The 26,781-nt window shown below is 27.4% G+C and carries 30 protein-coding genes and 1 tRNA gene; 10 read left to right on the top strand and 21 right to left on the bottom strand.

The genetic code is table 11. The features are described from left to right. The first annotated feature begins 72 nt into the window (after window positions 1-72). Window positions 73-774 carry a DUF6873 family GME fold protein gene (locus I2A75_RS08340; RefSeq protein ID WP_195264015.1) on the top strand — a complete coding sequence of 234 codons (702 nt, stop codon included), beginning with the start codon at window positions 73-75 and terminating at the stop codon, window positions 772-774. A 212-nt stretch (window positions 775-986) separates the two neighbouring features. Here the strand turns inward: I2A75_RS08340 and I2A75_RS08335 are convergent, their stop codons facing one another. Both I2A75_RS08335 and I2A75_RS08330 read right to left on the bottom strand, forming a co-directional pair. Continuing rightward, entirely contained in the window at window positions 987-1,508 is a 522-nt protein-coding gene (locus I2A75_RS08335) for a hypothetical protein (RefSeq protein ID WP_243242093.1), read from the bottom strand. A gap of 249 nt (window positions 1,509-1,757) precedes the next feature. Next, window positions 1,758-2,432, bottom strand: coding sequence for an HD domain-containing protein (locus I2A75_RS08330; protein WP_195264014.1), 675 nt, complete (start codon window positions 2,430-2,432; stop codon window positions 1,758-1,760). A gap of 98 nt (window positions 2,433-2,530) precedes the next feature. Here I2A75_RS08330 and I2A75_RS08325 point away from each other — a divergent pair. Next, window positions 2,531-2,605, top strand: a tRNA-Cys gene (locus tag I2A75_RS08325). Window positions 2,606-2,644: 39 nt separating this feature from the next. Here the strand turns inward: I2A75_RS08325 and hslO are convergent. The 3 genes from hslO to I2A75_RS08310 form a co-directional block, all read right to left on the bottom strand. Then, window positions 2,645-3,526 (bottom strand): Hsp33 family molecular chaperone HslO, encoded by an 882-nt coding sequence (hslO, locus tag I2A75_RS08320; RefSeq protein ID WP_195264013.1) that lies wholly within the window; start codon window positions 3,524-3,526, stop codon window positions 2,645-2,647. Between the two features lie 13 nt (window positions 3,527-3,539). Next, window positions 3,540-4,274 carry a class I SAM-dependent methyltransferase gene (locus tag I2A75_RS08315; protein ID WP_195264012.1) on the bottom strand — a complete coding sequence of 245 codons (735 nt, stop codon included), beginning with the start codon at window positions 4,272-4,274 and terminating at the stop codon, window positions 3,540-3,542. Window positions 4,275-4,497: 223 nt separating this feature from the next. After that, complete coding sequence (locus I2A75_RS08310) at window positions 4,498-4,749, bottom strand: small, acid-soluble spore protein, alpha/beta type (protein ID WP_195264011.1); 252 nt, start codon at window positions 4,747-4,749, stop codon at window positions 4,498-4,500. 366 nt (window positions 4,750-5,115) lie between these two features. Between I2A75_RS08310 and I2A75_RS08305 the strand changes: the two genes are divergently transcribed. The 4 genes from I2A75_RS08305 to I2A75_RS08290 all read left to right on the top strand — a co-directional run bounded on the left by I2A75_RS08305 (window position 5,116) and on the right by I2A75_RS08290 (window position 8,175). After that, window positions 5,116-6,108, top strand: a complete 993-nt coding sequence (locus I2A75_RS08305) for an aspartate-semialdehyde dehydrogenase (RefSeq protein ID WP_195264010.1) — start codon at window positions 5,116-5,118, stop codon at window positions 6,106-6,108. After that, window positions 6,108-6,986, top strand: a complete 879-nt coding sequence (dapA, locus tag I2A75_RS08300; RefSeq protein ID WP_195264009.1) for a 4-hydroxy-tetrahydrodipicolinate synthase — start codon at window positions 6,108-6,110, stop codon at window positions 6,984-6,986. The genes I2A75_RS08305 and dapA overlap by 1 nt, the downstream gene beginning before the upstream one ends. 10 nt (window positions 6,987-6,996) lie before the next feature. After that, the gene (dapB, locus tag I2A75_RS08295) at window positions 6,997-7,752 is read left to right on the top strand and encodes a 4-hydroxy-tetrahydrodipicolinate reductase (RefSeq protein ID WP_195264008.1); all 756 of its coding nucleotides are present in this window, start codon (window positions 6,997-6,999) and stop codon (window positions 7,750-7,752) included. 258 nt (window positions 7,753-8,010) lie between these two features. Beyond that, window positions 8,011-8,175: a hypothetical protein gene (locus tag I2A75_RS08290; protein WP_195264007.1), complete on the top strand. Its 165-nt coding sequence runs from the start codon at window positions 8,011-8,013 to the stop codon at window positions 8,173-8,175. Window positions 8,176-8,212: 37 nt separating this feature from the next. Here I2A75_RS08290 and I2A75_RS08285 read toward each other — a convergent pair whose 3' ends face one another. The 7 genes from I2A75_RS08285 to I2A75_RS08255 all read right to left on the bottom strand — a co-directional run bounded on the left by I2A75_RS08285 (window position 8,213) and on the right by I2A75_RS08255 (window position 16,138). Then, window positions 8,213-9,859 carry a peptide ABC transporter substrate-binding protein gene (locus tag I2A75_RS08285; protein ID WP_195264006.1) on the bottom strand — a complete coding sequence of 549 codons (1,647 nt, stop codon included), beginning with the start codon at window positions 9,857-9,859 and terminating at the stop codon, window positions 8,213-8,215. Window positions 9,860-9,915: 56 nt separating this feature from the next. Next, window positions 9,916-10,899 (bottom strand): ABC transporter ATP-binding protein, encoded by a 984-nt coding sequence (locus I2A75_RS08280; RefSeq protein WP_195264005.1) that lies wholly within the window; start codon window positions 10,897-10,899, stop codon window positions 9,916-9,918. Continuing rightward, window positions 10,899-11,906 carry an ABC transporter ATP-binding protein gene (locus tag I2A75_RS08275; RefSeq protein WP_195264004.1) on the bottom strand — a complete coding sequence of 336 codons (1,008 nt, stop codon included), beginning with the start codon at window positions 11,904-11,906 and terminating at the stop codon, window positions 10,899-10,901. The genes I2A75_RS08280 and I2A75_RS08275 overlap by 1 nt, the downstream gene beginning before the upstream one ends. Before the next feature lie 12 nt (window positions 11,907-11,918). Then, window positions 11,919-12,878, bottom strand: a complete 960-nt coding sequence (locus I2A75_RS08270; protein WP_279325032.1) for an ABC transporter permease — start codon at window positions 12,876-12,878, stop codon at window positions 11,919-11,921. Window positions 12,879-12,892: 14 nt separating this feature from the next. Further along, the gene (locus I2A75_RS08265) at window positions 12,893-13,810 is read right to left on the bottom strand and encodes an ABC transporter permease (protein ID WP_195264003.1); all 918 of its coding nucleotides are present in this window, start codon (window positions 13,808-13,810) and stop codon (window positions 12,893-12,895) included. A 451-nt stretch (window positions 13,811-14,261) separates the two neighbouring features. Then, window positions 14,262-15,404, bottom strand: coding sequence for an aminotransferase class I/II-fold pyridoxal phosphate-dependent enzyme (locus I2A75_RS08260; RefSeq protein WP_195264002.1), 1,143 nt, complete (start codon window positions 15,402-15,404; stop codon window positions 14,262-14,264). Between the two features lie 194 nt (window positions 15,405-15,598). Then, entirely contained in the window at window positions 15,599-16,138 is a 540-nt protein-coding gene (locus I2A75_RS08255) for a cob(I)yrinic acid a,c-diamide adenosyltransferase (protein WP_195264108.1), read from the bottom strand. Window positions 16,139-16,289: 151 nt separating this feature from the next. Here I2A75_RS08255 and dapD point away from each other — a divergent pair, with 151 nt between their 5' ends. Further along, entirely contained in the window at window positions 16,290-17,003 is a 714-nt protein-coding gene (gene dapD / locus I2A75_RS08250) for a 2,3,4,5-tetrahydropyridine-2,6-dicarboxylate N-acetyltransferase (protein ID WP_195264001.1), read from the top strand. 50 nt (window positions 17,004-17,053) lie between these two features. On the opposite strand, the gene I2A75_RS08245 is transcribed toward dapD, so the two are convergent. Both I2A75_RS08245 and I2A75_RS08240 read right to left on the bottom strand, forming a co-directional pair. Then, window positions 17,054-17,719 (bottom strand): single-stranded DNA-binding protein, encoded by a 666-nt coding sequence (locus tag I2A75_RS08245; RefSeq protein ID WP_195264000.1) that lies wholly within the window; start codon window positions 17,717-17,719, stop codon window positions 17,054-17,056. A gap of 111 nt (window positions 17,720-17,830) precedes the next feature. Continuing rightward, window positions 17,831-18,538, bottom strand: coding sequence for a polysaccharide deacetylase family protein (locus I2A75_RS08240; protein WP_207733790.1), 708 nt, complete (start codon window positions 18,536-18,538; stop codon window positions 17,831-17,833). A 173-nt stretch (window positions 18,539-18,711) separates the two neighbouring features. On the opposite strand from I2A75_RS08240, the gene I2A75_RS08235 reads away from it, so the two are divergent. Further along, the gene (locus tag I2A75_RS08235; protein ID WP_195263998.1) at window positions 18,712-19,245 is read left to right on the top strand and encodes a DUF4364 family protein; all 534 of its coding nucleotides are present in this window, start codon (window positions 18,712-18,714) and stop codon (window positions 19,243-19,245) included. On the opposite strand, the gene I2A75_RS08230 is transcribed toward I2A75_RS08235, so the two are convergent. Then, the gene (locus I2A75_RS08230; protein ID WP_195263997.1) at window positions 19,242-20,138 is read right to left on the bottom strand and encodes a beta-propeller fold lactonase family protein; all 897 of its coding nucleotides are present in this window, start codon (window positions 20,136-20,138) and stop codon (window positions 19,242-19,244) included. The two genes, I2A75_RS08235 and I2A75_RS08230, sit on opposite strands and share 4 nt — an antisense overlap. Window positions 20,139-20,340: 202 nt before the next feature. On the opposite strand from I2A75_RS08230, the gene I2A75_RS08225 reads away from it, so the two are divergent. Continuing rightward, window positions 20,341-20,589, top strand: a complete 249-nt coding sequence (locus I2A75_RS08225; protein ID WP_195263996.1) for a TIGR03905 family TSCPD domain-containing protein — start codon at window positions 20,341-20,343, stop codon at window positions 20,587-20,589. 16 nt (window positions 20,590-20,605) lie between these two features. Here I2A75_RS08225 and I2A75_RS08220 read toward each other — a convergent pair whose 3' ends face one another. Together I2A75_RS08220 and I2A75_RS08215 are read right to left on the bottom strand one after the other, a co-directional pair. After that, a complete protein-coding gene (locus I2A75_RS08220; protein WP_195263995.1) occupies window positions 20,606-21,244 on the bottom strand; it encodes a peptidoglycan recognition family protein in 639 nt (212 codons plus the stop codon). Between the two features lie 96 nt (window positions 21,245-21,340). Beyond that, window positions 21,341-21,715 (bottom strand): hypothetical protein, encoded by a 375-nt coding sequence (locus I2A75_RS08215; RefSeq protein WP_195263994.1) that lies wholly within the window; start codon window positions 21,713-21,715, stop codon window positions 21,341-21,343. 489 nt (window positions 21,716-22,204) lie between these two features. Between I2A75_RS08215 and I2A75_RS08210 the strand changes: the two genes are divergently transcribed. Continuing rightward, on the top strand, window positions 22,205-22,828 hold the full coding sequence (locus I2A75_RS08210) for a biliverdin-producing heme oxygenase (RefSeq protein WP_195263993.1): 624 nt from the start codon (window positions 22,205-22,207) through the stop codon (window positions 22,826-22,828). A 25-nt stretch (window positions 22,829-22,853) separates the two neighbouring features. Here the strand turns inward: I2A75_RS08210 and I2A75_RS08205 are convergent, their stop codons facing one another. The 4 genes from I2A75_RS08205 to I2A75_RS08190 all read right to left on the bottom strand — a co-directional run bounded on the left by I2A75_RS08205 (window position 22,854) and on the right by I2A75_RS08190 (window position 26,773). Continuing rightward, window positions 22,854-23,285 carry an Rrf2 family transcriptional regulator gene (locus I2A75_RS08205; protein WP_195263992.1) on the bottom strand — a complete coding sequence of 144 codons (432 nt, stop codon included), beginning with the start codon at window positions 23,283-23,285 and terminating at the stop codon, window positions 22,854-22,856. 263 nt (window positions 23,286-23,548) lie between these two features. After that, window positions 23,549-24,475, bottom strand: a complete 927-nt coding sequence (cysK, locus tag I2A75_RS08200; protein WP_195263991.1) for a cysteine synthase A — start codon at window positions 24,473-24,475, stop codon at window positions 23,549-23,551. A gap of 154 nt (window positions 24,476-24,629) precedes the next feature. Further along, entirely contained in the window at window positions 24,630-25,580 is a 951-nt protein-coding gene (locus tag I2A75_RS08195) for a TDT family transporter (RefSeq protein WP_195263990.1), read from the bottom strand. Window positions 25,581-25,822: 242 nt separating this feature from the next. Continuing rightward, window positions 25,823-26,773 (bottom strand): TDT family transporter, encoded by a 951-nt coding sequence (locus tag I2A75_RS08190; protein ID WP_195263989.1) that lies wholly within the window; start codon window positions 26,771-26,773, stop codon window positions 25,823-25,825. Window positions 26,774-26,781: the final 8 nt, after the last annotated feature.

Genomic DNA, 26,781 nt, shown 5'->3' with positions numbered 1-26,781 from the left:
TTAGCAATCGACAAAGATACATATCTAATCTATAATTAATTTATATTTATTATTAATTTTAGGAGCCTATCTATGATTTGTTTTGTTGATTATAGAATCACTGAATTAGAAAAAAAAATACTTAAATCTCTTGATTTATCAATATTAGAAATACCAAAGTGTAATAATTTGTACAAAGCTATTGATGGTCATGTGGACATACAATTGAATATATTAGATAAAAAGTCGAAAAAAGTAATAATTCATAAAGATATATCAAAAGATTTCAAGGAAAAACTTGATTTTTTTAATATAAATTATATAGAAAGTTCAAGCTCTTTAAAAAATGCTTACCCTGATAATGTCTTTTTAAATGCATTGATATTAGAAGATCATTTTGTACATAATTTAAAATATACTGACAAAAATTTATTTTCAACTCAATCCAATAAAAATTTGATTAATGTTAAACAAGGATATACTAAATGCTCTTGCTTACCTGTAAGTGATAAAGCTTTTATAACAAGCGATATAGGAATATATAATGCATTAAAAAATCATGGTTTTGATATTTTGCTATTACCTCCAGGCGATATAATATTAGAGGGTTTAGATTATGGCTTTATTGGTGGTGTAGGTGGCCTTATTAATAAAAATTTAATGGCTTTCTATGGTAGTTTAGATTTATATATTTATGGTGATAAAGTAAAATCATTTTTAAAAAAGTATGGAGTAAGCCCTATTTATTTGATGAATGAAAAACTCCATGATAGAGGAAGCCTACTTGTTTTATAGCCTTTTATATAATACGTTTCATATATATAAATGTTTCTAGTATTAATTTAACAATTTAATTTATAATTCTTTATTTATTGTAAAGTTTTGAATATGATAAAAATAAGATAAGAAAGTTATAGAAAAATATATAAGATTTTTTAATTTTTATAGCTATATAATTAGAAAATTATATAGCTATAAAGTAAACTAAGAAATTATATAATATACTTTTACTGCAATACATCTTTTATTATTAAATCTATTGAATCAATTTCTTTATTTGTATAAGAATTAATCTTATAATCATAAGAATAATCCTTAAGAGCTACTTCTGTATTATGATTACTTTGTTCCTTTGTTAAAGTACTATTATAATCCATCCTAGTAATATGTATTGATATAGTTTTTCCTATTGATTTTAAACATTCTATTTCTTTAGGAAATCTTGCATCTGGTATAATTGCTACATCAAAATCATTTTTAACTAAATTAAGTATTTTTAATAGTTCATTTATTAAAAACATTTCATCACTTTCTCTCATTCTATCACCTAATTTTTGAAGCAGATCTCTTCCATACTCATCCTTTAAACCGTTCCAATTGTATACTTGTGTTGCAATCATTTTTAAGTAATCAGCATAATGAATTATAAATACTCTTCTTCCTTCTTTCTCAAGTATATTTTTTAATTTATTAGCAAGAGTATCTTTTCCATGTCCTGCCCCTCCCGATATTGATATGTACTTCATCATAAGTATCCTCCTTAAAGTAATAAAGTTTTTAATTTTTTTGTCATTTTTTAACTAAGTACATAATTATTTTGTATTACAACAATATTTATTTTAAATATTATATAAAATTCATTTTTCTAATTATAGTAATGCTAAAATGATAATTATTCAAGCATTACTATAATTAGCACTTTGAATCTAAAATATTATAAATAAAATTTGCTTATACAAGATTGTATTAGCTAAATAAATTATATTTAAAATCGGCCTCTAACTTAATATAATTTTCTCTATTTCACTAATGTTTTTTCTTAAATCTTGATATTTTTTATTGCTTTCTTTTTCAAGTATATCTAGTATAGTAATAACCTCTTTTATACTTTTCCTATTTTCATGTATTTCCTGATTACCTCTACCTAATTTATCACAAATAAAAAGTAAAATTATATCATTAAAATTTTTACTATCCAATAATTTAGTAATATTTGAGAAAGGTAAATTTTTCAATATATAAATGTGATGCATATGAAATCTTACAATTTCCCTTATATCTTCTACGAATCTAATATCTTCATACATTTCTAGAAGTTCATATGCCATTTTTGCTCCTTCTATATCGTGCTCATAAGATCTATATCTTCCTTTAATAAATTTAGTTGTAGGTATTTTACCAATATCATGCAACAATGCAGCCCACATGAATTTTCTACTATCACTAGAAAACCCTTTTATCTTAGCCGCCACATCTATTACCATTTTAGTATGGTTCCAAACATTTCCTTCAGGATGAAACTTTTTTTCTTGAGGGATATCCTTAAGCTTAGATATTATACTAAAGTCACTATTTTTAAATTCTTCACTTTTCATTAGTTTATCTATTTCTATAGATGGTTTATCGCTTTCAATTAATATTTTATTTATTTCATCAAATATTTCCACTTGCATACTTTCACCTCCTAGTTTATTATTTGTACTAATTAATTTTTTTATTTTAATTTGGTATCAAAATAAATGTTATTACATAAGATATAATTATAAAGCTCGGCGCTATAGCCAAGTGGTAAGGCAGAGGTCTGCAAAACCTTTATTCCCCAGTTCAAATCTGGGTGGCGCCTCCAAATTAAAAAGGCTTAGATTAATCTAAGCCTTTAGTTTTTCTATTTTCTTGCCTTATCTAATAATTCACCAATTTCTTTATTTGAAAAATTATATGCAGTATTACAAAAATTACATTTAATTTCCTCTTCTTTTCCATCATCATATATTTCTTGAAGCTCTTTTTCTCCAATAGATATTAAAGCTGCTTCAACTCTTTCTCTTGAACAATTGCAAGTATATTCAGGTGTCGCATCTTCTAAAATTTTTAAATCCATACCTTCAAAAATATATTCTAATACCTTATCTATACTTCCATGTTCTTGTAACATTTGAGTTATTGAAGGAATTTCTTCTAATCTATATGTTATTAAATCTGATAATAAATCGTCAGCATTTGGCATCATTTGAATTATAAATCCTCCTGCAACCTTTATTGAATAATCCCTATCTACTAAAACCCCTAAAGCTACGGCAGATGGTGTTTGTTCTGAAACTGTAAAGTAATATGCTAAATCTTCACCAATTTCTCCTGTATATATAGGAACTTGACCTACATAAGGATCTCTCATTCCTAAATCTTTAATAACTGTAAATTCACCATTTACACCTACATATCCACCTACATCTAATTTTCCTTTTGCATTTAAAGGAAGATTTCCATATGGATTCCCAATAAATCCTTTAACCTTTCCTCCTTCATATGCTGTTACAGTAATTCCTTTAGCTTCTCCACCACCATTTATTTTTAAAGTCATTACTTCCTTTTCTGATTTTAATGTAGTCCCCATTAGAGCTCCTGCAGTAAGCATTCTACCAAGTGCAGCTGCTGCTACTGGTGTACATTCATGTATTTTACTTCCTGTATTAACTAAGTCGGTAGTTTCTCCAGCAATAATTCTTACCATTCCATCTTTTGCTGTTGCTCTTATAATCTTATCCATTTATATTCCTCCATTATTTTTTAACTACGTACATTATTCTTTCTGTTTGATTTTCTACTTTTTTATTTGAATATCCATCAAATTTACCTATTATTTTTAAATCTAATTCTTTAAGCTTATTTTCTATAAAATCTTCTTTGTATGCTCTTTCTAAATGCTCTTCTTCGAATCTTTCGTACAATTCACCTTTTTTAACAAAAAAAGTTAAAAACATACTCAAAAGATCATCTTCAAAGGTATTTTCCCAAGTATAAAATACCTCATCTTCACTATATGTATATATATTATTACCTAATATTTCTGAAAGCTTATAATATGAATTTATATCAAATATAAAGATACCATTATCATTTAAATGCTCTTTTACTCTTGTTAAGTAATCAACAAATTTAGATTCTTCTATTATATAATTAGACGAATCCAAAACTGATGTTATTAAATCAAATTTTCTATTTAGACTTAGTTCACTCATATCTTGACAAATTAACTTACATTTAATTTTTTCTTTTTTCAATTTATCAAAAGCTTCTCTAAGCATGTCATCCGATAAATCTACAGCAAAAGATTCTTTGAAATTTCTAGCTAACTTCACTGTAACATTTCCAGTTCCACATGCTATGTCTAAATAATTATTGAAGTCTATATTTTCTTCTTTACAAATTTCAATAATCTTAAAGCACATTTCTTCATAATTTATATCTTCATTTATTAGCTCATCATATATTTTAGCAAACTCTCCATATGTCAAAAAAATTTCCCTCCCCCTTTTTATAGAGTTTTCTAAAACTATATTAAATGTAAAATTTCCTTTAGTCAATCTATACAAAAAAATAAAAATTTTTATGTACTTTTTATTATATACTTTTTCTCTATATAAAATTTGATTTTAAGTTAAAACACATAAATAAAAGTAACATTTATTTTATTCTTTATTTTTCACGTTGTTATTTGCATATAGTTTAGAATTATTTTTATTTTCTGCCTAGTATTTCATCATTTGTAGGTATCTTTAACATTCTCTTTCTTTTTGTCATTATACCTCCTATACGGCCTGTTTCCTCTGCTGTTAAACCTCCCCATCCATATTGATCTACTTTATCCTTTAAACCTAATTCATCAGCTATTTCATACTTTATTTTTTCTCTTAAAACTTCTGCTTCTGATAATTCTTTATTTGATTTTATTTTTGATTTTATTATTTTTTTTAATGGTGTTTTACTCATTTTAATACCCCCTATAAATATAATATTTATATTTTTTCCAAAAGTTTTTCTAATATACTATTAAAATTAATTATTCACTATACACTTCAAAATTCTATATATTATAATAAAGTATTGAATTTATAGAAATATTTAACTATAGTATTAGTAAGTATATTTTTATAAAAGTACTATAAACATTAACATTTAGATAGTTATAAATAACTATTTACATCTTAGTAACTTATATAAAAATAGAACAATATATGTTTTCAATTTTGATATGTTATTAAAAACAAATGTATCAATCATTTATATACTATTAATTCGAATTATGTATATTATTGGAACATATATATCTAGATTAGTAAAAAGGGGGACAAACTTATGTACAATGTTGCAATAGTTGGGGCTACTGGTAATGTAGGTAGAAAGTTTTTAGAAATTTTAGAAGAAAGGAACTTTCCAATAAAAAATCTATATCTTTTTGCTTCGAAAAGATCAGAAGGCACTAAACTAAGATTTAAAGAAAACGAGATAATAGTAGAAGAAACTTTGGAGGAAAATATTAAAAATAAAAAAATAGATTTTGCTTTATTTTCAGCAGGTGGAGATGTAAGTTTAAAATTTTCACCAATTTTTGCATCTTATGGTGCTATCGTAATTGATAATTCTAGTGCATTTAGAATGGATAAAAATGTTCCTTTAGTAGTTCCTGAAGTTAATCCTGAAGATATAACTTGGCACAATGGTATTATAGCAAATCCTAATTGTTCTACTATACAAGCTATGGTGCCTTTAAAAGTTCTATTGGATAATTACGGTATTAAAAGAATTGTATATTCTACATACCAAGCAGTTTCAGGCGCTGGTATGCAAGGTATAGCTGACTTAGAAGATGGAATTAAAGGTATTGCACCTAAAAAATTCCCTTATCCAATATCAGGAAATTGCTTACCTCATATAGACGTTTTCCTAGATAATGGATATACGAAGGAAGAAATAAAAATGATTGAGGAAACAAAAAAAATACTTCATAATAGTAATTTAAAAATTACAGCTACAGCTGTCAGAGTACCTGTTCTTAATAGCCATAGTGAAAGTATAAATGTTGAACTAGAAAAGTCTTATGAGTTAAATGATGTAATTAAACTGTTTAACAGCACTAAAGGGCTTACTGTTTATGATAATATAAACGAACTCAAATATCCAACTGCTTTAATGGTATCTGGAAAAGATGATGTTTTCATTGGTCGTATAAGAAGAGATTTTAGTATAGATAACGGATTAAATCTATGGGTAGTTGCTGATAATATTAGGAAAGGAGCTGCTTTAAATGCAGTTCAAATAGCTGAATTATTAATAAGGAGTGATATATAATGTCAATTTTTAAAGGTTCTGCTGTTGCTATAATTACGCCATTTAAAGAATCAGGTGTAAACTTTGACAAACTTAAAGAATTAATAGAATGGCATATAGAAGAAGGAACAGATGCTATTGTAATTTGTGGTACAACTGGCGAAGCTAGTACAATGAGTAATGAAGAGAGAAAAAAGGCTATAAAATTCACAGTTGATGTAGTAAATAAAAGAATACCTGTAATAGCCGGAACAGGTACTAATAACACTAGTGCCTCTGTTGAAATGAGTGAGTATGCTCAAAGTGTAGGCGTAGATGCACTTTTAGTTATAACACCTTATTACAATAAAACAAACAATAAAGGACTTCTTAAACATTTTGAAGCGATAAATAATGCTGTAGATACCCCTATAATATTATATAATGTTCCAAGTAGAACTGGAGTAAATATTACCCCTATTCAACTATTAGAATTATCTAAACTTAAAAATGTTGTTGCCATAAAAGAAGCTAGTGGCAATATAAGTCAAGTTGCTCAAATGAAGGCTTTATGCAAAGATAGTATAGATATATACTCTGGCAATGATGACCAAGCAGTTCCTATTATGGCTCTTGGCGGTTTAGGAGTTATTTCTGTCTTAGCCAATATAATGCCTAAAGAAGTTCATGATATGGCTACAACATTTTTGTCTGGTAACACTAAAAAAGCTCTACAAATTCAATTAGATACTTTAGATATAGCAAATAAATTATTTATAGAAACTAATCCAATCCCTGTAAAAACAGCATTAAATTTAATGGGAAAAGATGTTGGTACATTTAGATTGCCATTATGCGATATGGATGATAAAAATCTAGATATACTAAAACATTCTTTAAAAGAATATAATTTAATTTAAGGAGTCTATTATGATAAAAATTTTACTAAATGGTTGTTGTGGAAAAATGGGGAAAGTAATTATAGAAGCAGCTAAAAACTTTCCTAATATAGATATAGTGGCAGGAATTGATAAATATCCAAATAATCAATTAAGTTTTAAGATATATACTAGTACTAATGATGTTGATATAGATTACGATGTTTTATTGGACTTTTCTAGACCAGAAGCACTTGCTGATATTTTAAAATTATCATTGAAAAATAATAAACCTGCTATATTATGTTCTACAGGATATACAGATGAAGAATTACTACTTATTTCAGAAAAAAGTAAAGTTATACCTTTATTTAGATCAGCTAACATGTCATTAGGAGTGAATTTATTAAATTCATTGCTAAGGAAAGTCGCTCCTATACTATATGAAAATTATGATATTGAAATAATAGAAAAACATCATAATCAAAAGGTAGATTCACCAAGTGGAACTGCCCTTCTACTTGCAGATACAATAAGTAATTCTATTCAAATAAACTCAAATTATGTATATGGCAGAAGTGGAAAAAGTAAAAGAGAAAAAAATGAAATTGGAATTCATGCAATTAGAGGTGGTTCAATAGTTGGAGATCATGACGTTATATTTGCAGGTTCTGGAGAAATAATCGAATTATCTCATAAGGCAATATCAAGGGAAGTTTTTGCAGTTGGTGCATTAAAAGCATGTGAGTTTATGAGTAATGTTAATACTCCTAAACTATATAATATGGATGATGTATTAGGAATTTAAATAAAAGTATACAGGGGCTGTTTCATAATTAAAATGTAAAAGTTAGAATGTAGAATTAATGTGAAAACTATTGAAAGTAATTTTTAAATAATATAAATTTAAGTATTTTAGTATGAAATACTACTTTAATTTTAAATTTAAAACTTTACATTGTATTACTTTATGCGACAGCCCCTTTTAACTTAAGAATCTTTTTCCAGTTTAAAAATTTATTATAGTGAAAAACTATAATATCAATAATTATAAGGAGGTTATATTATGACTAAAGATAGTCAACCCGATAATAAAAAAGCTAGAATGGAAAAATGTAATTATCAAACTCCTTTAACTGAAGAAGGACATAATCATAATCCTAATGCAAAACATAAATCTATCAAACAAGAAGGAGTTTCAAGTCAACATTTTAATAGAGCAGGTAATTAAAAAAAGAAGAGTCATATGACTCTTCTTTTTATTAAAATTATTCTTCGCCTTCGATGTATGCTTTATCAAAGAATACGTGTCCTAAAGTTGAAACTCTAACGCCCTTAACTTCTGGCTTAAATCCTTTTACTTTAGTATAGTAATATAATGGGATGATAGGCATATCTTCCATAATAATATCTTCTGCTTGTCTCATTAATTCCCATCTCTTATCTTGATCATCTTCTACCTTAGCTTGTGCAACTATCTTATCATATTCTGGGTTTGAATATCCAGCATCGTTATTTCCTCCGCCAGTTACCCATAAATCTAAGAATGTCATTGGATCAACATAATCTCCAGACCAACCATGTCTAGCAATTTGGTATTGTCCTTGTTGTCTTGAATTTAAGAATACTTTCCATTCTTGGTTAGCTAACTCAACTTTTACACCAATCTTAGCCCAGTCTTGTTGAACCGCTTGAGCTATTAAACTGTGGTCTCCTTCAGTGTTATACATAAATTCTAATGTTGGAAGACCTTCTCCATTTGGGTATCCTGCTTCTGCTAATAACTTCTTAGCTTCTTCGATATTAGCTACATTTGCATCATAGTACTCTTTGTTTGCAAATTCTTCGCCCTTTTCATTTAAAATTCCTTTTGGAACAAAGCTATATGCTGGGACTTGTTCTGCTTTAGTAACATTTTCAACAATACCTTTTCTATCAATTGCAATACTTAATGCCTTTCTAACTTTTGCATTACTTAATGCTTTTTTAGCATCTTCTGATAATGTATCTTGTTTACCAACATTTAATACTAACATGTATGTTGCAAGATTTGGATAAATTGTAACTAAACCTTCATTTTTACCATTTTGAATTTCTGCTGGTGGAACTGTATCAACCATATCGAAATCTCCAGCTTTTAATGAAGCATATGCAGTATTTTGATCAGTAACTAGCTTAAATACTACTCCTGGAAGCTTTATCTCATCTTTATTCCAATAATTTTCATTCTTTTCAAATACTAATTGATCTTTCATATCCCATTGTACTAGTTTGAAAGGTCCATTTGATACGTAAGTTTCTGGTTCAGTAGCCCATCCTTCTGGATTAGCAGAAACGATATCTTCTCTTAATGGGAAGTATGTTGTAAATGCAGTAAGTTCTGCAAAGTATGCTGTAGGTGCTTCTAAAGTAACTTTTAATGTATGATCATCTACAACTTCAATACCTACATCTTCTCTAGTAGCTTTTCCTTCATAGAAATTTTCTGCATTCTTTATATAGAATAATTGGTAAGCATATTCTGATGCTGTTTCCTTAGTTAGAGCTCTAATCCATGAATATTCAAAATCTTTAGCTGTAACTGGCTCTCCATCTGACCACTTAGCATCTTCTCTTAAAGTAAATGTGTACACTAATTGATCATCAGATACTTCCATCTTTTCAGCTGCGCCTGGCTTAGCCTTTTCATTTTCATCAAGTCTCATTAATCCCTCAAAAGCATTTTCAATAACTGATCCTGCTCCTGATGAAGTATTTAATGTAGGATCGATTGTTTCTGGATCTTCTCCTAAATTATAAATCAACTTTCTTCCACCATCTGCTGAATCACTATTTCCACAACCTGCAAAAACAGACATTCCAAGCGTAAGTGTTAGTGCAACTGCACAAATTTTTCTAAGCTTATTGCTTTTCATTGTTTTTCCCCCTTAATATATGAAATTTATACTAATTGCTTATATGCAATAGATATCTACTCATTGAACAAATGACATGCTACAAAGTGACCTGGTTCAACTTCCTTAAGTTCTGGATCAACTTCACCACAAATTGGTTTAGCATATTTACATCTTCCTTTAAATCTACATCCTGGTTCTGGATCTATTGGTGATGGAATATCACCTTCTAGAACTATTCTTTTATTACTTTTAGCTACCTTAGGATCAGCAATTGGTACTGCTGAAAGTAATGCTTGTGTATAAGGATGTTTAGGTTTTAAATAAACATCATCAGCAGGACCCTTTTCAACCATTTGTCCTAAATACATAACTCCAATATGTGTTGATATATGCTTAACCATTGATAAGTCATGTGCTATAAATAAATATGTTAATCCAAATTCTTCTTGAAGTTCTTCTAACATATTTATAACTTGAGCTTGAATTGATACGTCAAGTGCTGATATAGGCTCATCACATACTATAAAATCTGGTTGTACTGCAAGTGCTCTTGCAATCCCTATTCTTTGTCTTTGCCCACCTGAAAATTCATGAGCATATCTATTTATATGGCTTCCATTTAATCCAACTCTATCTAAAAGATATCTTATTCTATTAGTTCTATCTTCACCTTTATATAATCCATGAATATCTATAGCTTCTCCTATGATATCACCTACAGTCATTCTTGGATTTAATGAAGCATATGGATCTTGGAATATCATTTGCATATTCTTTCTTAAAGAAACCATTTTCTTTTCATTAAAATTAGTTATATCTTCACCATTAAATATTATTTGCCCAGAAGTTGGCTCATACAGCTTCAATATAGTTCTTCCAGTTGTAGTTTTACCACAACCTGATTCACCAACTAGTCCTAATGTTTCTCCTCTTTTTATACTAAAAGAAACATTATCAACAGCTTTAACAAAGCTCTTTTTAGCAAACATTCCTTTATTTACAGGGAAGTATTTACAAAGGTTTTTAACCTCTAAAATAACATCATTTTTCTTTTCCATTATTCTTCCCTCCTTATTGGTGATTCAACCTTTGGTGCATTTTCATGGCATAACCAACATGCTGCTCTATGTCCTTCTGATATTTCAAATAACGGTGGTTGCTTTTCTATACAAACTTTCATTGTATATTTGCATCTTGCCGCAAATGGACATCCTACTGGTGGTTTTAAAAGATCCGGTGGTTGTCCTTCTATTGGAGTTAATTTTTCCTTAATCTCACTCTTTGGATTAGGAACACTATTTAATAATCCCCAAGTATATGGATGTTTTGCATTATAGAATATATCTTCATCTGATCCTTCTTCTACTACTATTCCACCATACATAACATTTATTCTTGTACAAAGGTCCGCAACTACCCCTAGATCGTGTGTAATTAATATAATTGAACTATTAACTTTTTCTTTTAAATCTTTCATTAAATCTAATATTTGTGCTTGAATTGTTACGTCTAAAGCCGTTGTTGGTTCATCAGCTATTATAAGTTTAGGTTCACAAATAAGACTCATAGCTATCATAACTCTTTGTCTCATACCACCTGAGAATTCATGTGGATATTGTTTAAGTCTCTTTTCAGGACTTGGAATTCCTACCATATCAAGCATCTTTATTGCTAAATCAATTGCTTCTTTTTTAGAAACTTTTTTATGTTTAATTAAATGCTCAGTTAATTGTTCTCCTACTGTAAATAATGGATTTAATGAAGTCATAGGATCTTGGAAGATCATTGCCATTTCATTTCCTCTTATTTTTTGCATTTCTTTTTCTGTAGGATTAGTTATGTCTTGACCATTAAACATAATGTTATCTGATTCAATAATTGCATTATCAGCTAATAATCTCATTAAAGACATCATAGTTACTGATTTACCGCAACCTGATTCACCAACTATTCCTAATGCTTCTCCTTTATCTAAGTGCAATGATACTCCTCTTACCGCTTGTACATCACCTATATGTGTTCTAAAGGAGGTCTTTAAATTTTTAACTTCTAATAATCTACTCATCTGTAATTCCTCCTATCTCTTATTCTTTGGATCTAAAGCTTCTGTTAATCCGTCACCAAACAAGTTAAATGCTAAAATAATTATACAAATTGCTCCTGCTGGGAATAATAATTGATATGCAGCAGTACTCAATAGTCCACTAGCATCATTTGCTAAAGTACCTAAAGATGCAAGTGGTGCATTTATACCTAGTCCTATAAAGCTTAAGAACGCTTCTGTAAAGATTGCTTGTGGTACGAATAACGTTAATGTTACTAATATAGATCCTAAACAGTTAGGAATTAAGTGTCTAAATAAAATTCTTGTTTTTGAAGCTCCAAGTGCTTTTGCTGCAAGAACAAATTCTTGTTGTTTTAATGAAAGGATATCTCCTCTTACTATTCTTGCCATACCAACCCAATAAGAAATTGCCATAGCTAATATAATAGTAGTTAATCCTGTTGATCCTTCCTTTTTAAATGTTGCCATTAAAATTATTACATATATTTGTGTAGGAATAGAATATAATACATCTACTATTCTCATCATTATATTATCTATTTTCCCACCGAAGAAACCTGCTACCCCTCCGTATAATACACCTATAACTAAGTTTATAGCTGCTGCGGAAATTGCAATTATAAGAGAGTATCTAGATCCATACATAACTCTTACAAATAAGTCTCTACCTAGGTTATCTGTCCCAAACCAGTGCTGTGCACTTGGTCTTAAATCGGTTGCACTTAAATTTGTATCATAATAAGTATATCCCATTACTTTTTCCATTATCACTGGTCCTAAAAATGCAAACAACACTACAAGCACAATAATAATTAATGAAAATAATGCCACTTTGTTACATTTTAGTCTTCTCCAAGCATCTGCCCAATATCCAACACTTGGTCTAACTATTTGTTCAAAATTCTTTTCCTCTTCACTTAAAGGAGTAAATAATTCTTTATCTATGTTTATATCCATTTTTAAATCTTCCATGTCTTTACCCCCTCTTATCCTTCAAGCTTAATTCTTGGATCTATTAATACATATAAAATATCCACTAATAAGTTACATATTACTATTAATGTACAATAGAATGCAGTAACTCCTAGTAATGAAGTATAATCTCTATTAGTTATAGATAATGTAAACTCATTTCCAAGTCCAGGTATTGCAAATATTTTTTCAACTACAAATGATCCTGTTAATACTCCTGCTACTAATGGTCCTAAATATGTAACAACAGGTATTAATGAATTTCTTAATGCATGTTTAAATATAATTGTTTTTCCACTTAGCCCTTTAGCCTTTGCAGTTCTTATATAATCTGACTTTAATACTTCTATTAATTTACTTCTTGTTAATCTTGTTATAAATGCCATTGAGCTTCCTGAAAGAGCTATAACTGGCATAATATAATTACTTGGTTTACTTAATCCAGTCGCCGGTAATAATTTAAATGTGACTGTAAATATATAAATTAAAAATGTTCCCATAACAAAACTTGGTATTGTTATTCCTAAAGTAGCTAGTACCATACAAACTCTATCTGGCCACTTGTCCGCTTTTAAAGCAGCTACTATTCCAAGTAAAACTCCAACTACAACAGAAAATGCTATTGATGCCATACCAACTTTCGCTGAGTTTGGAAAACTCTTCTTTATCGTTGTTAAAACTTCTCTTCCTTTATACTTCATTGATTTACCGAAGTCACCTTTTAAAAGATTCTTCATATAAATTGTATATTGTTCTCCAACAGGTTTGTCCAACCCATATTTTTCGTTAAGTTGGGCTTTCATATCCGGTGTTATTTTTTCTCCATCAAATGGACCACCTGGCATCATTCTTACTAGAAAGAATACTATAGTTACAACTGCCCAAACAGTAACTATACTAGTTAAAAGCCTCTTTCCTATATACTTTACCATTTGTTTTCAACCCCCATTCATGATTCTACGCACATTCCATTTTGTAGATATTAATAATTATATTATATTATTAAAATTTGTCAATTAACATTTTAAATTTCTATCCACTATTTTAATAATATATCAATAATATCGGATTTTTTTTTATAATTCATAAAAGAATATCCACATTTCTAGTAAACGCTTACAATTGCTTTTTTTCTAGTTTTCTGCAAGTATAATTATTAATCTTTCATTTTTCTAATTATTATTAATCTATTATTTTTTTGATATATTATATTTATTCTTTCTTTTTATTTTGCGGACATTTATTGAAATATGTTCGTAATCCATGAACAATATTAAATGTATTTTATTGAAGTATTATGTAATAAAATAAGAATATTTATTCAAAACAAAAAGCCGATTAACTATGTAATCAGCTTTTTATTTCGAATAAGTTTAAAAAGTCTTATCTTATATTAAGTTTCTTAATATACCTCTCTAAAGAGTTTAATGCAATTTCTAGTTCTTCAATAGAATAGCAATATGATATTCTAATATATCCTTCTCCCTTACTACCAAAAGCACTTCCAGGTACACATGCAACTTTTTCTTTTTTTAATAAATTTTCACAAAATTCTTCTGAACTACTATTAAATCGCTTTATAGATGGAAATATATAAAACGCTCCACTAGGCGAAAGGCACTCTATCCCCATAGAATTTAACCTATTTTCTACATATGTTTTTCTCTTTATAAATTCTTCTTTCATTTTTTCTACATTGTATAAACCATGCTTTAACCCTTCTAAAACACCATACTGTCCAATTGAGTTAGTACAAGATACATTGTATTGATGAACTTTTGCTATTTCTTTTAAATATTTCTCACTTGCAGCAATAAAACCTATTCTAATACCAGTTGCAGAGAACATTTTTGAAAATCCTCCTATATAAATGATATTTTCTTTTATTTCACTGCACATTGCTACACTATAATAATCATCATAACAAAAAGCTTCATATATTTCATCGCTAATAACAGTTATATTATATCTTTTTATTAAATCTATTAATTTGTTATACTCATTTTTCTTAAGAACTGCACCTGTAGGATTACATGGATATGATAATACCATGTATTTTATATTTTGCTTTTTTAATAGATCATTTAAATTATCGAAATTTATAGAAAAATCATCATTTAAATTGTAACTAATAACTTCTCCACCTAAAATATTGACTATATTTTCATAAGCAGGATAACTTGGATTAGGAATAAGTACTTTATCGTTTTTATTTATTAATGAAGAAATTGATGAATACAAAGCTTCACTTCCACCTACCGTAATACATATTTCTTCCATTAAATAATTAATACCTTTTCTATTTAAATAAGTAGAAATTTCTTTTCTTAATTCTAAAAGTCCAAAATTATCTGTATAAACCGTTTTATCTTCTTTAATAGCTTTTATCATACCATCTTTTATTTCCTTTGGAGTTTTAAAATCTGGCTGCCCTAAGGTTAATGAAATTGCCCCATCTACTTCCTTTACTTTATTAAAAAATCTTCTTATACCTGATATTTCAACATTATTCAAATTTTCATTCATTCTAATAGCCCCCTATTTGACAATTGACAATGGACAATTGACAATGGACAATTGTCCATTTAGGATGATTTGCAAATCAAAACTTAGATTTAATTGGTTCATTGCACCTTTATTTTAAAATCCTTAGGATTTTCCCCTTAATTATCCATTATTCATTATCGATTATCCATTATGAAAATGTTCTTATTTTTATACTAATATTCTATTCCTTTTCTTGCCTCAACTCCGTCTTCAAAATAGTGCTTAATGCACTTCATTTCTGTAACTAAATCACTCTTTTTTAAAATTTCTTCTGGTATATCTCTTCCTGTTAGTATAAGCTCCATAGTTTTTGGTTTATTATCAATAATATATATTACTTCCTCCACTGTTAAGAACTTATTATGCAAAACTCCCATTATCTCATCTATTATTAAAACATCACATTTATTTTCTTTTATAGTATCCAAAATAAATTTATAACCTTCTCTAATTTCAAGCTTCAATTCTTCTTTCTCAGCTTCATTTAAATTCCAAACAAAATCCCTTGGTTTTTCGAATCTAAACAACTTAAAGCTCTCTCCAAGCTCATCAATTGTTTTTAGTTCACCAGTTGGTCCACCTTTTAGAAATTGAAGCATATATATTTTTAACCCATTTCCATATGCCCTCATACCTTGACCTATGGCTGCAGTAGTTTTTCCTTTTCCATCTCCAGTATAAACTTGAACTAGTCCTTTATCTAATTTCAATATTATCAACTCCTTTTTATAAATTGTACATTATGTACAACTCTATTGTAAATCAAATATATTTTAACATATTTTTACTTCTTTCCTATTGATATACATTGAATATATTGATATAATTTCTTCATTCTAACCTTATAGTATAGGAGGGTATAATATGAACTATAATGAGTTAACAGATCCTTATGAAATTGCAAAATTCATAAGGGATACACAAAAAACAACACCAGTAAAAGCTTATATTAATGGAGATCTAAGCAACTCAGATTTAAAAGATCTTGAATGGTATGGTAATAATAACTTTTATATACTTTTTGGCGAGTCTAATATAATTAATGAATTTATAAAAGAAAATAAACATCTTATTAACCACTTTAGGTTTGAAAATGATAGAAGAAATTCAGCTATTCCTATGCTAAACATTTTAGATATAGATGCAAGAATAGAACCTGGTGCAATAATAAGAGATAGGGTGAAAATTGGCAAAAATGCTGTTATTATGATGGGTGCCGTAATTAATATAGGCGCTGAAATAGGAGAAGGTACCATGGTAGATATGAATGCAGTGGTTGGCGCTAGAGGAAAACTTGGTAAAAGAGTACATTTAGGAGCTGGAGCCGTAGTTGCAGGAGTTCTAGAACCTCCAAGTAAATCTCCTTGTGAAATTGGAGACGATGTTTTAATAGGTGCTAACTCTGTTATTCTAGAGGGAGTAAAAATTGGTAGTGGATCTGTCGTTGCAGCTGGATCAGTAGTAGTTAAAGATGTTCCTTCCGGTGTTGTAGTTGCCGGTAGCCCAGCTAAGATTATTAAAATAGTAGATGAGCAAACAAAAGATAAGACAAAACTTTTAGAAGATCTTAGAAAATAGCTCCTACATAATAAAAGGTGAAAAGCATAGCTTTTCACCTTTATTTCATATTACATGACTTCTTGTTCATTTCCTTCATGTTCTGATTCTAAATGATCATTTTGAACCTTTTCCATTTTTGACACAGATACTTCATAAGCAATTTTTTTAATTACCTCAGTATCATTTACCTTCTTTTGATATTCTCTACTTTGTAATCTTCCCCAAACTCTAATATTATCTCCAACTTCTAGAGTTTGGCAGAATCTTGAATTTCTTCCCCAAGCAATTGTAGGAATATAATCTGATTTATTATACGCTCTATTTACAGCTAATAAAACATCAGCAATTTCTCTTCCAAATGGAGTTGTCCTATAAACAGGCTCCTTACATATATATCCATCTAAGAAAATTTCATTTGGATTTTTACTTCTTTCAATACAAGGTTCTATATTTCTAGCAAATACAGTTAATATAAGTTTATTTGACCCATCAACAAACTTATTATAAGATCTTAATTGTCCATCTACTATTATTTCCTTACCAATAGATAAATCCATATTAGCTATTAATCTTTCTGATACTGTTATGTTTAAAACATCAACTGAATCACTAAGTCTCATAACCTCCATTGAAAATGTATAAAACCCTTCCCCATACATTTCATGGCTAAATTCTAGTTCTGATATTACTTGTCCCTCTAAATAAATCTTGTTATTTAACATCAAGTTGTCCATCTCTAACCCCTCTCTCCCTTAGTAATAATTTTAATTAGTTATACTTTTTAACCCCACCGGATACATTTCCATTATAATACATTATATCATCATTTTTCAATATTTTTTCATTTATTTTTTTATTTGTTCACCTTTATCATCAATATAATAATTATCTTCATATATCATTTGACCAACTTGAGTAAAGCTATATCCATCTTCACTAAGTTTTTTTATTATTCTATCTAGATTTCCCGGTGTATACTTTGCATTATTATGAAAAAGTAAAATAGATCCTGAAGTTACTCTCTTCATAACCCTATTATACTCTTCATCTGCACCAACTTGCTTCCAATCAACTGAATCAACATCCCATTGAATACATTTATATCCTTGACCACTTACAAAATCCAAAGATTTTTTATTATAGTCTCCACTTGGAAATCTAAACAAGCTAGGCTTAATCCCTACTGTTTCTTCTATTATCTTATCTGTTTTATCTAGTTCTTCTTTCATCCTTGTTTCATCTATTTTTGTAAACATTGGATGAATGTAACTATGGTTTCCTATCTCATGACCTCCCTCCTTTATCTTCACAAGCTTTTCTCTATTTTCTTCACTATAATTTACCCAGCCTCCCATTATAAAAAAGGTTGCCTTTACATTATATTTATCTAGTACCTCTAATATGTTATAAATTTCATCTTTTTCAGCCCAATTTATATCAAAAGTTAATGCTATAACTTTTTCATCTTTATTAACTCTATAAATTGGCTTATCATTAGATACTTCTACGGAAACCTCTTTGAATCCATCTTTAAATAGAATAGAGAAAACCATAGTACATGCTAATAATAGTAAACTTATTACTACTCTATATCTCCTTTTCACAAAAAACTCCTAAAATTGCTATTATTTATTTATATTCTAAAAAATAATATTAATGACTATAATAACAACTTAGTAAAATTTATGATATAATTAATTTATACTTTCTAAAATGGAGGTTTAATATGTACGAAAACTCAGCAGAATTAGCAGAAAACAAATTATTAGTTTTATATGTAATGGAATCTTTAAAATCCCCCGTTACCAATACCCAACTTACTGAAATTATATTAGAAAATAACTTTATAAATTATTTTACTCTTCAGCAATATATTAGTGAACTTGTTTCATCAGAATTTTTAAGGTATGACGTTGTAAATGATAAAAATTTAATTTATATAACAGAAAAAGGATCAAATGTTCTTTCTTTCTTTTCTGATAGAATTTCTGCAATGAAAAAGAAGATAATCGATGACTATCTTCTTGCAATGATTGACTCTATAAAAAAGGAGTTAACTATTAATAGTGATTATACATTAGGAAAAGATGATACTTTTATAGTAGATTTACAAGCATTAGAAAATGAAAATCTTTTAATTTCTCTAAAAGTATCTGTTCCATCTAAAAAACAAGCTCTATCCTTATGTAATAGATGGAAAAGTAACCCTTCTGAGATTTATACTAAAATAATGAACTCTTTATTTAGTGACGATGATTAATATAAAGTCATAGCATTAGGCTCCTTACCTACTGTTATGACTTTTGTTTTATTTATATTTAAATTAATGCATATAATTCTGCCATTTAAATAATCTGATACAAAAGCTATTTCCCCTAATTTTATTATTGATTTAGGCATGCCACCCAAACTCATTTTTCTAAATTTCTTATAATTGCTACGGTCTATTATAGTAAGAGTTCCATCTCCAAAATTACAAATATAAATACTTCCTTCATCTTCCAAGATATCTACAGGTGATTTTCCAACCTTTATTCTATTTATAGATTCAAATGTCTTTATATCAAACACCTCTATATATCCATTTTTATCGTCACCCATATAACTTTCACATACATATAATAATTTTTTATCATTAGAAACTTTAATTTTGGTTGGATATTCTAATGTAGTTAACTCATTTATTACTTTATTTGTAGTAATATCTATAATAGACACATTATTACTTTGAAAATTTGAGATAAATAACAAATTAAGACTTTTACATAATTCTATATTATGAGGCCAACTATTAACAGTTATATCCAGTACTATCTTTTTTTCCTTTATATCATAAATAACAACTGAATTAGATTCAGAACATGCAATATATAAATAGTTTTTATCTATAGCCAAGTCATTTGGATGAGCTCCTACATAAATACTATTTTCCTCTTTAAGTGTATCCATATTTATTATAGATATTGAGTTACTATAACTATTTGCAGTATAAGCTATATTGTTGGCTAAACAAATACTACTAGGACCTAAAGGCTTGTCTTCATTTTTTAATAATATTTCTTTAGTTGCTAATTCTTCTTCACCAAAATCTTCATCTATAGATACTTTGCTTATAGAATCACTACCTGTATTACATACAATTAAAGAGCTCATATCACACCTTCCTTTCTAGAAATTGAATAAAGATTAATAGATATCTAATTTCTATAAATACTATGTACACTTACAGTATATGATTTATTTAGTTAAACGTAACAACTTTTTATCTTTTATTTCAAATTTCCACATTTTCTCTTCATTTCTACTTGATATAGATATATAATACTACTTGTACAATATTTAGGAGGTATATAAAATGTTCGTTTATAAAACTAATGGGGTTTGTTCTACAGAAATACATTTAGATGTAGAAGATAATATTATTAAAAATGTTGAATTTGTTAGAGGATGTTCTGGAAACCTTATGGGGATATCAGTTTTAGTAAGAGGCATGAAAATCGATGAAGCTATTGAAAAATTAAAGGGAATCGATTGTAAAGGTAGAGGTACATCTTGTCCTGATCAATTATCTAAAGCATTAGAAGAATATAAAAAATCTGCATAATAAAAAGGAGTACTAGTTACTCCTTTTTATTATAATTTTTAATTAAATTTATTACTTTATCCCTAGTATCTTCGAGAGGAAAATTTTTTCCTGGACAAAGTGTACTATAAACATCTCTATGTCCTATTATTTTATATATATCATATTTTAATGATATATATAATGATAGATTATATAAGCTTTCTAATTGTTCTCCTGTTGGATATTCTTCTTCAAAATTTCCTTCCAAACAAATTCCGATTGAACTATTATTTTCGCCTTTTGTATGAGCACCTTCTGCATTTTCTGGTCTTCCAGAATATATACTGCCATCTTTTCTTATATAATAGTTGTATCCAATTCCTTTCCAACCTTTAGATTTATGATATTCATTTATCTCTTCAGGACTCCATTTACTTCTTGCAGAGTGATGATATATTATCTTATTTGGATTATTAGTTAATTCTAAGCTTTCTTTCCACTTATAATCTATATATATAGTATTTAAATCTTTTTCTAATAAGTTAAGATCATTATAACTAATATCTATATTATAAAAATATCTATAACTTATCTTAAAATAGTTTCTTATATTTTCCCTACATAATATTAATATAATAAAAAGACCTATAGGAAGCATTATTAATAAAATTTTTTCTAATTTCAAATCTATCACCGTTTTATAATTATATATTATTTCTCATTCTTAAATTATTATGAAAAAAAGGTAAATATTCTAAAACCAGAATATTTACCCAAACTTTATACATTTCTACAAAATGGAGCTTATTAATGAAGATATTAATCCTCCAATTACTAAAGATACAGTTGTAATATCGATATTTATATTAACTTTACAAGAATCGATTATTCTTCTTCTATCGATTTCATTTGTTTCTAAGCTTATATTAGCTAGCCACTGTGGATTAATTCGACCAAAATCTTGAAGCGATAAGCTCATAGGATTTCCTCCTACTGCAGAAAATATCCCCATCATTAATATTATTATGCCTTCAACAAAAAGTACATCTCTAAAATTGTACCCCTTAAAGTTAGAAATAATTTCTCCTAAGCTAAAAGAAACTATCAAACTAATAATAAAAATAGTTATAAATTTTGATAAAGTTTTTGAATTCTTTTTAATCATAAGAATCACCATCCACCCTTCTTTGAAATCAATTACATTATAGCATTCTAGCCATTTCCTTACAACACCTACTAAACTTTCAATATATATTTAAATTATTAATATTATAAAATTTCCTAATTATCTTTAAATAAAATAGCATTTATTGTATATATTATTTTTTATAATTTAAACTATGTACAAATGTTTTATCATATAAATATATTTTTTGTACTTTTAAAAATTTTTCTTTCACAATTAACTTACTTATTAATTAGAAATACTGTTTTTCAAATTTCCATCCCTAGCATTAATTCTGTTCATATTCAAACTATTATGAACGACGTTCAAGATATGTTATGATAATCTATCAAATTGACTTTTTAAGGCAAAATCTAAAAGATTTTGAATCATTATAGAATTTGATATTTTAAATATTAAAAAGTATTATTAATATAAAGATTTAGTTAATAATCTTTATTTAATTGTACTTTTTAAGGAGTGAATAAAATGAATAATTTAATGATAGAAATTAAAAATAGAAGTAATATATTACACAAAGCAGCAGAAAATACTGGTTTCACAAGAAGACTTCTTGATAAAAATGCTACCGTTGAAAGTTATGCCGAATATATCTATAACTTATATTATGTATATAAAGCTATTGAAAATAATTTGGACAATTTAAAGGATATAGAAACAATTACCCCATTTGTGACAACAGAATTATACAGATCTGAATTAATTAAAGAAGATTTAAAAAATATTTTATCTATTAACTCATTCACCCCGCTTTCATCTACCATAGCATATGTAAATAGAATTAATAATGTTTGCGAAAAGAATCCAAAATTAATCATTGCTCATGCATATACAAGATTTTTAGCAGATTTATTTGGTGGTAGAATGTTTTATAGTTTGCTAAAAGACCATTATAATATAAATAACAATTGCCTAAACTACTACTCTTATAAAAATCTTGGAGATATGAAATCTTATATAATGAATTATCATAATATGTTAAATACACTTACTCTTACAGAAGATGAAAAAGATGAATTTATCATTGAGATTTGTAATTCATATATTTATAATATAGCAATTTCAAATGAATTAGATTCTAAATGCTTTTAAAAAGAAGTGGCTTTGCCACTTCTTTTTAAATATAATATATAATTGTATCTTTTGATTTCTTATAATCATTTACTAAATCTTCTAATGTTATAGAAGAAAAATATTTGCTTATTAAACAATTTATCTCTTTCCATAAATTTTTATTTATAAAATCTTCTACCTCATTTTCTTCTTCTTCATTTATATCTATGAATATATTTTCACCTTCTAGAACTTTTAAAATTTCACTAATTGTTAATTCACTTGGATTTTTTCCTATTGTATATCCCCCTTGAGCTCCTTTTCGACCAACTATAATACCGCCCTTTCTTAGCAAAGAAAATATTTGTTCCAAATATCGTTCTGAAATATTTTGTCTTTCAGATATTGTCTTTATACTCACATTTTCACAATCCATATTTATAGCTAGATCAATTAATGCTCGCAAACCATATCTTCCTTTAGTTGAAATCTTCACATAATCACCTTTTTCTTATTATTTTATATATTTCAATTAATATCTTCCTAAACAAATATAATATAAAATAAATAGTTAATAAATTTGTTCAATACAAATAGTAAAATTGAAAGATTAACTTTAATTTTTTATAAGTTATTAAATAATATCTTTATTTAAATACTCTATTATTATGTCTTTTATTTAATCATATAACTTCTATTATAACTCATATATTTAATATATAAAAGCCACTACTATAAATAGCAATGACTTTGTTAGAATTATTTATATAAATCAGTTGATAAATATCTTTCTCCTGTATCTGGTAATAGGACAACAATATTTTCCCCCTTATTTTCTTCTCTGTTTGCAAGCTCTGTGGCTGCTACTATAGCTGCTCCTGCTGATATTCCAACTAATAGGCCTTCTGTTCTTGCAAGATCTTTAGATGCTTTAAATGCATCTTCATTTTCTACTGCAATAATTTCATCTATTACGGAAACATTTAGATTTTTTGGTATAAATCCAGCTCCTATACCTTGTATTTTATGAGGCCCTGGCTTTCCACCGGCGATAACTTGAGAATTTATTGGCTCAACAGCTACTATTTTAACATTAGGATTTTTAGCTTTTAAAACTTCTCCTACTCCAGTTATTGTACCACCTGTACCAACTCCAGCTACAAAAATATCTATCTTTCCATCTGTATCTCTTAATATTTCTTCAGCTGTAGTTTTTCTATGAATTTCCGGATTAGCTGGATTATCAAATTGTTGCAAAATAACCGCATTTTCTATTGTATCTTTAAGTTCATTAGCTTTAGCAATAGCTCCCTTCATTCCTTCTGTCCCAGGAGTAAGAACTAATTCAGCTCCTAACGCCTTTAAAAGATTTCTTCTTTCTAAACTCATAGTTTCTGGCATAGTTAATATTAATCTATACCCTTTTGCTGCAGATACAAATGCTAGTGCAATACCAGTATTGCCACTTGTAGGTTCTATAATTACTGAATCTTTATTTAAAATTCCATTTTTCTCTGCATCATCTATCATTCCGTATCCAACTCTATCTTTTACACTTCCACCTGGATTGAAATATTCTAATTTACCTATAATGGTAGCTAAAATTTTCTTTTCTTTATTATAATTAGATAATTCTAGTAAAGGTGTATTCCCTATTAATTCAACTAAACTTTTTGCTATTTTCATTTTAACCTCTCCTCCATTTCCTACTACTCCGATATGTTTATTATTATAATTATATAATACTCCATTTTAATTAATTTGTGAATACTTTTTTTGAATTATAAAAAAAGAAACTGTATCGTTATTATGATACAATTTCTTTTAAATTAAACATATTTTAATTTTCTTTAAAACTTTTCATAAACATAGTGAAAAAATTAAATAAAACAAAACTTATTATAGCAGTTGTAATATATATTTGTATTCCTGAGATTTGCTTTGTAATATTTCCCAACATTTCATATCCTTCATTAATTAAAAAACCTGACATTTTAATTGAAGCTAAAGTACCTATAGCCATTGGGAATGTTAATCCTGCAAAAGCTGGAGTAAATTTGTAAGAGAAAAATTTCGGTAGCTTGTACACTACAAATAAAAGTGTAATGACTACTAAAATATATAATAAATATAATACAATTTTATTAGGTTCTTTAACAACATTTATATAACTAACTACACAAAGACTTGATGGAGCTAATAGAATTGCTTGTGTATGGAAAAATGCTTCTTTTAAAGGTAACCTTCTTAATCTTATAATCATGAATGGTAATATTAATAATAATACTAATATACCATAATATAATACTATCTTGCTTATCAAAGGTTCTTTCATAACAGAACCTACAACTGTTGAAACCATTATACCATTATAAGTTACAAACCAACTTGGAACAAATGTATCTTTATTTACACCTTTAATTACATTTCTATATGTAAATATGATTATATGTATTGCATGTAAAATAAGACCTATTAACCATAATATTTTTCCAAATGAATTATTATAATCAAAATAATACGATCCTAATATCATTGTTATCATAGTTATTCCTGCATAAAGGCTCGCTGGAACTGTATTTGAATATTCTTTTTTACAAGTAGGATAGAATGCTAAAATTTTAACTAAATATACTATTAAAATACAAGTTGCTATCCACATTGTTAAATGCCTTACCCAAGTATACCCTAACGATGAGTAAATATTCGATAATGTTGCTGCTCCTACCATTGTAGGTAATATTGGAACAGGTAAATTTTCAATTTTTCTAAAAATTAAATTATTTTTCATAACTCCTCCTAAGTCAGTTTTAATAATTATATAAAATTCTCATTATAACTTTGTTACTTATTGTTAATTTTTTCACTTAGATATGCATAAAAGGCCTTTCAAACATAATTCAACGCTATTATTATATCATTTAATAATATAATTACCGTGATTTTTATCACGAATTCTATTTTTATTTTTAATAAAATACACACTTTACTGAACCATTTATGAAAACTCTAGTTCAATAAAGTGTGCTATTTTTAACTTTTTTTTAAGCTTTTAAATAATATATGTGTAAATTTATATAAAACAAAAGCTATTATAGTTGTAGTAATATATATTTGTATTCCACTTATTTCTTTTATAATGTAACCTAAGAAATTATTATTCATTTTTATAAAAAATGATGATGCCTTAATTGACGCTACTATCCCAATTGCCATTGGGAACGTTAACCCTGCAAACCCTGGTGTAAAAGTGTAAGAAAAAAACTTAGGTAACATATATAAAATAAATAGTAATGTCAAAAATATTATAGTATATAGAACATATATAAGAACCTTATTAGGATTATTAATAAAATTTAAATAACATACTAAACAAAGACTTGATGGCGCTAATAATATAGCTTGGGTATGGAATAGTGCTTCATCTATAGGCTCTTTTCTTAACCTAGAAATCATAAATGGAATTATTAATAAAAAAGCTACTATTCCATAATACACTATTATCTTACAAATAAAAGGTTCATTCATAGGAACTCCTACTACAGCAGAAACCATTATTCCATTATACGTAACAAACCAACTAGGTACAAATGTTTCTTTTTTTATGCCTGGAAATACATTTTTATATGTAAAAATTATTATATGTATTGCATGTAATATTATACCTATATACCACAAACCTTTTCCTATTAGTTTATTAAAATCAAAATAATAAGATCCTAATATCATTAATATCATAGTGAATCCAGCATATAGACTTGATGGAACCGTATTACTATATTCACTTTTACATGTATCAAAATATAGTGTTATTTTCATGATATAGGCAATTAATATTATAGTTGCACATATCATTGTTATATGCCTTATCCACGTATATCCTAAAATTTGATACACATTTGATAAAGTAGCTGCCCCAACCATTGTTGGCAAAATTGGTACTGGCATATTTTTTATTTTTTTTAATATAGATTTCTTCTCCATGATTTGCT

The sequence above is a fragment of the Clostridium sp. 1001275B_160808_H3 genome (genome assembly GCF_015550425.1).
Taxonomy (GTDB): Bacteria; Bacillota; Clostridia; order Clostridiales; family Clostridiaceae; genus Clostridium.
Note: the sequence above shows the minus strand (reverse complement) of the source record. Positions and strands in the feature narration are given on the sequence as shown.

What these genes read in the sequence shown, in the direction of transcription:
- I2A75_RS08340 (WP_195264015.1), top strand. Translation starts at nt 73, where the DNA reads ATGATTTGTTTTGTTGATTATAGAATCACTGAATTAGAAAAAAAAATA.
- I2A75_RS08335 (WP_243242093.1), bottom strand. Translation starts at nt 1,508, where the DNA reads ATGATGAAGTACATATCAATATCGGGAGGGGCAGGACATGGAAAAGAT.
- I2A75_RS08330 (WP_195264014.1), bottom strand. Translation starts at nt 2,432, where the DNA reads ATGCAAGTGGAAATATTTGATGAAATAAATAAAATATTAATTGAAAGC.
- hslO (WP_195264013.1), bottom strand. Translation starts at nt 3,526, where the DNA reads ATGGATAAGATTATAAGAGCAACAGCAAAAGATGGAATGGTAAGAATT.
- I2A75_RS08310 (WP_195264011.1), bottom strand. Translation starts at nt 4,749, where the DNA reads ATGAGTAAAACACCATTAAAAAAAATAATAAAATCAAAAATAAAATCA.
- I2A75_RS08305 (WP_195264010.1), top strand. Translation starts at nt 5,116, where the DNA reads ATGTACAATGTTGCAATAGTTGGGGCTACTGGTAATGTAGGTAGAAAG.
- dapA (WP_195264009.1), top strand. Translation starts at nt 6,108, where the DNA reads ATGTCAATTTTTAAAGGTTCTGCTGTTGCTATAATTACGCCATTTAAA.
- dapB (WP_195264008.1), top strand. Translation starts at nt 6,997, where the DNA reads ATGATAAAAATTTTACTAAATGGTTGTTGTGGAAAAATGGGGAAAGTA.
- I2A75_RS08290 (WP_195264007.1), top strand. Translation starts at nt 8,011, where the DNA reads ATGACTAAAGATAGTCAACCCGATAATAAAAAAGCTAGAATGGAAAAA.
- I2A75_RS08285 (WP_195264006.1), bottom strand. Translation starts at nt 9,859, where the DNA reads ATGAAAAGCAATAAGCTTAGAAAAATTTGTGCAGTTGCACTAACACTT.
- I2A75_RS08280 (WP_195264005.1), bottom strand. Translation starts at nt 10,899, where the DNA reads ATGGAAAAGAAAAATGATGTTATTTTAGAGGTTAAAAACCTTTGTAAA.
- I2A75_RS08275 (WP_195264004.1), bottom strand. Translation starts at nt 11,906, where the DNA reads ATGAGTAGATTATTAGAAGTTAAAAATTTAAAGACCTCCTTTAGAACA.
- I2A75_RS08270 (WP_279325032.1), bottom strand. Translation starts at nt 12,878, where the DNA reads ATGGAAGATTTAAAAATGGATATAAACATAGATAAAGAATTATTTACT.
- I2A75_RS08265 (WP_195264003.1), bottom strand. Translation starts at nt 13,810, where the DNA reads ATGGTAAAGTATATAGGAAAGAGGCTTTTAACTAGTATAGTTACTGTT.
- I2A75_RS08260 (WP_195264002.1), bottom strand. Translation starts at nt 15,404, where the DNA reads ATGAATGAAAATTTGAATAATGTTGAAATATCAGGTATAAGAAGATTT.
- dapD (WP_195264001.1), top strand. Translation starts at nt 16,290, where the DNA reads ATGAACTATAATGAGTTAACAGATCCTTATGAAATTGCAAAATTCATA.
- I2A75_RS08245 (WP_195264000.1), bottom strand. Translation starts at nt 17,719, where the DNA reads ATGGACAACTTGATGTTAAATAACAAGATTTATTTAGAGGGACAAGTA.
- I2A75_RS08240 (WP_207733790.1), bottom strand. Translation starts at nt 18,538, where the DNA reads ATGGTTTTCTCTATTCTATTTAAAGATGGATTCAAAGAGGTTTCCGTA.
- I2A75_RS08235 (WP_195263998.1), top strand. Translation starts at nt 18,712, where the DNA reads ATGTACGAAAACTCAGCAGAATTAGCAGAAAACAAATTATTAGTTTTA.
- I2A75_RS08230 (WP_195263997.1), bottom strand. Translation starts at nt 20,138, where the DNA reads ATGAGCTCTTTAATTGTATGTAATACAGGTAGTGATTCTATAAGCAAA.
- I2A75_RS08225 (WP_195263996.1), top strand. Translation starts at nt 20,341, where the DNA reads ATGTTCGTTTATAAAACTAATGGGGTTTGTTCTACAGAAATACATTTA.
- I2A75_RS08215 (WP_195263994.1), bottom strand. Translation starts at nt 21,715, where the DNA reads ATGATTAAAAAGAATTCAAAAACTTTATCAAAATTTATAACTATTTTT.
- I2A75_RS08210 (WP_195263993.1), top strand. Translation starts at nt 22,205, where the DNA reads ATGAATAATTTAATGATAGAAATTAAAAATAGAAGTAATATATTACAC.
- cysK (WP_195263991.1), bottom strand. Translation starts at nt 24,475, where the DNA reads ATGAAAATAGCAAAAAGTTTAGTTGAATTAATAGGGAATACACCTTTA.
- I2A75_RS08195 (WP_195263990.1), bottom strand. Translation starts at nt 25,580, where the DNA reads ATGAAAAATAATTTAATTTTTAGAAAAATTGAAAATTTACCTGTTCCA.
- I2A75_RS08190 (WP_195263989.1), bottom strand. Translation starts at nt 26,773, where the DNA reads ATGGAGAAGAAATCTATATTAAAAAAAATAAAAAATATGCCAGTACCA.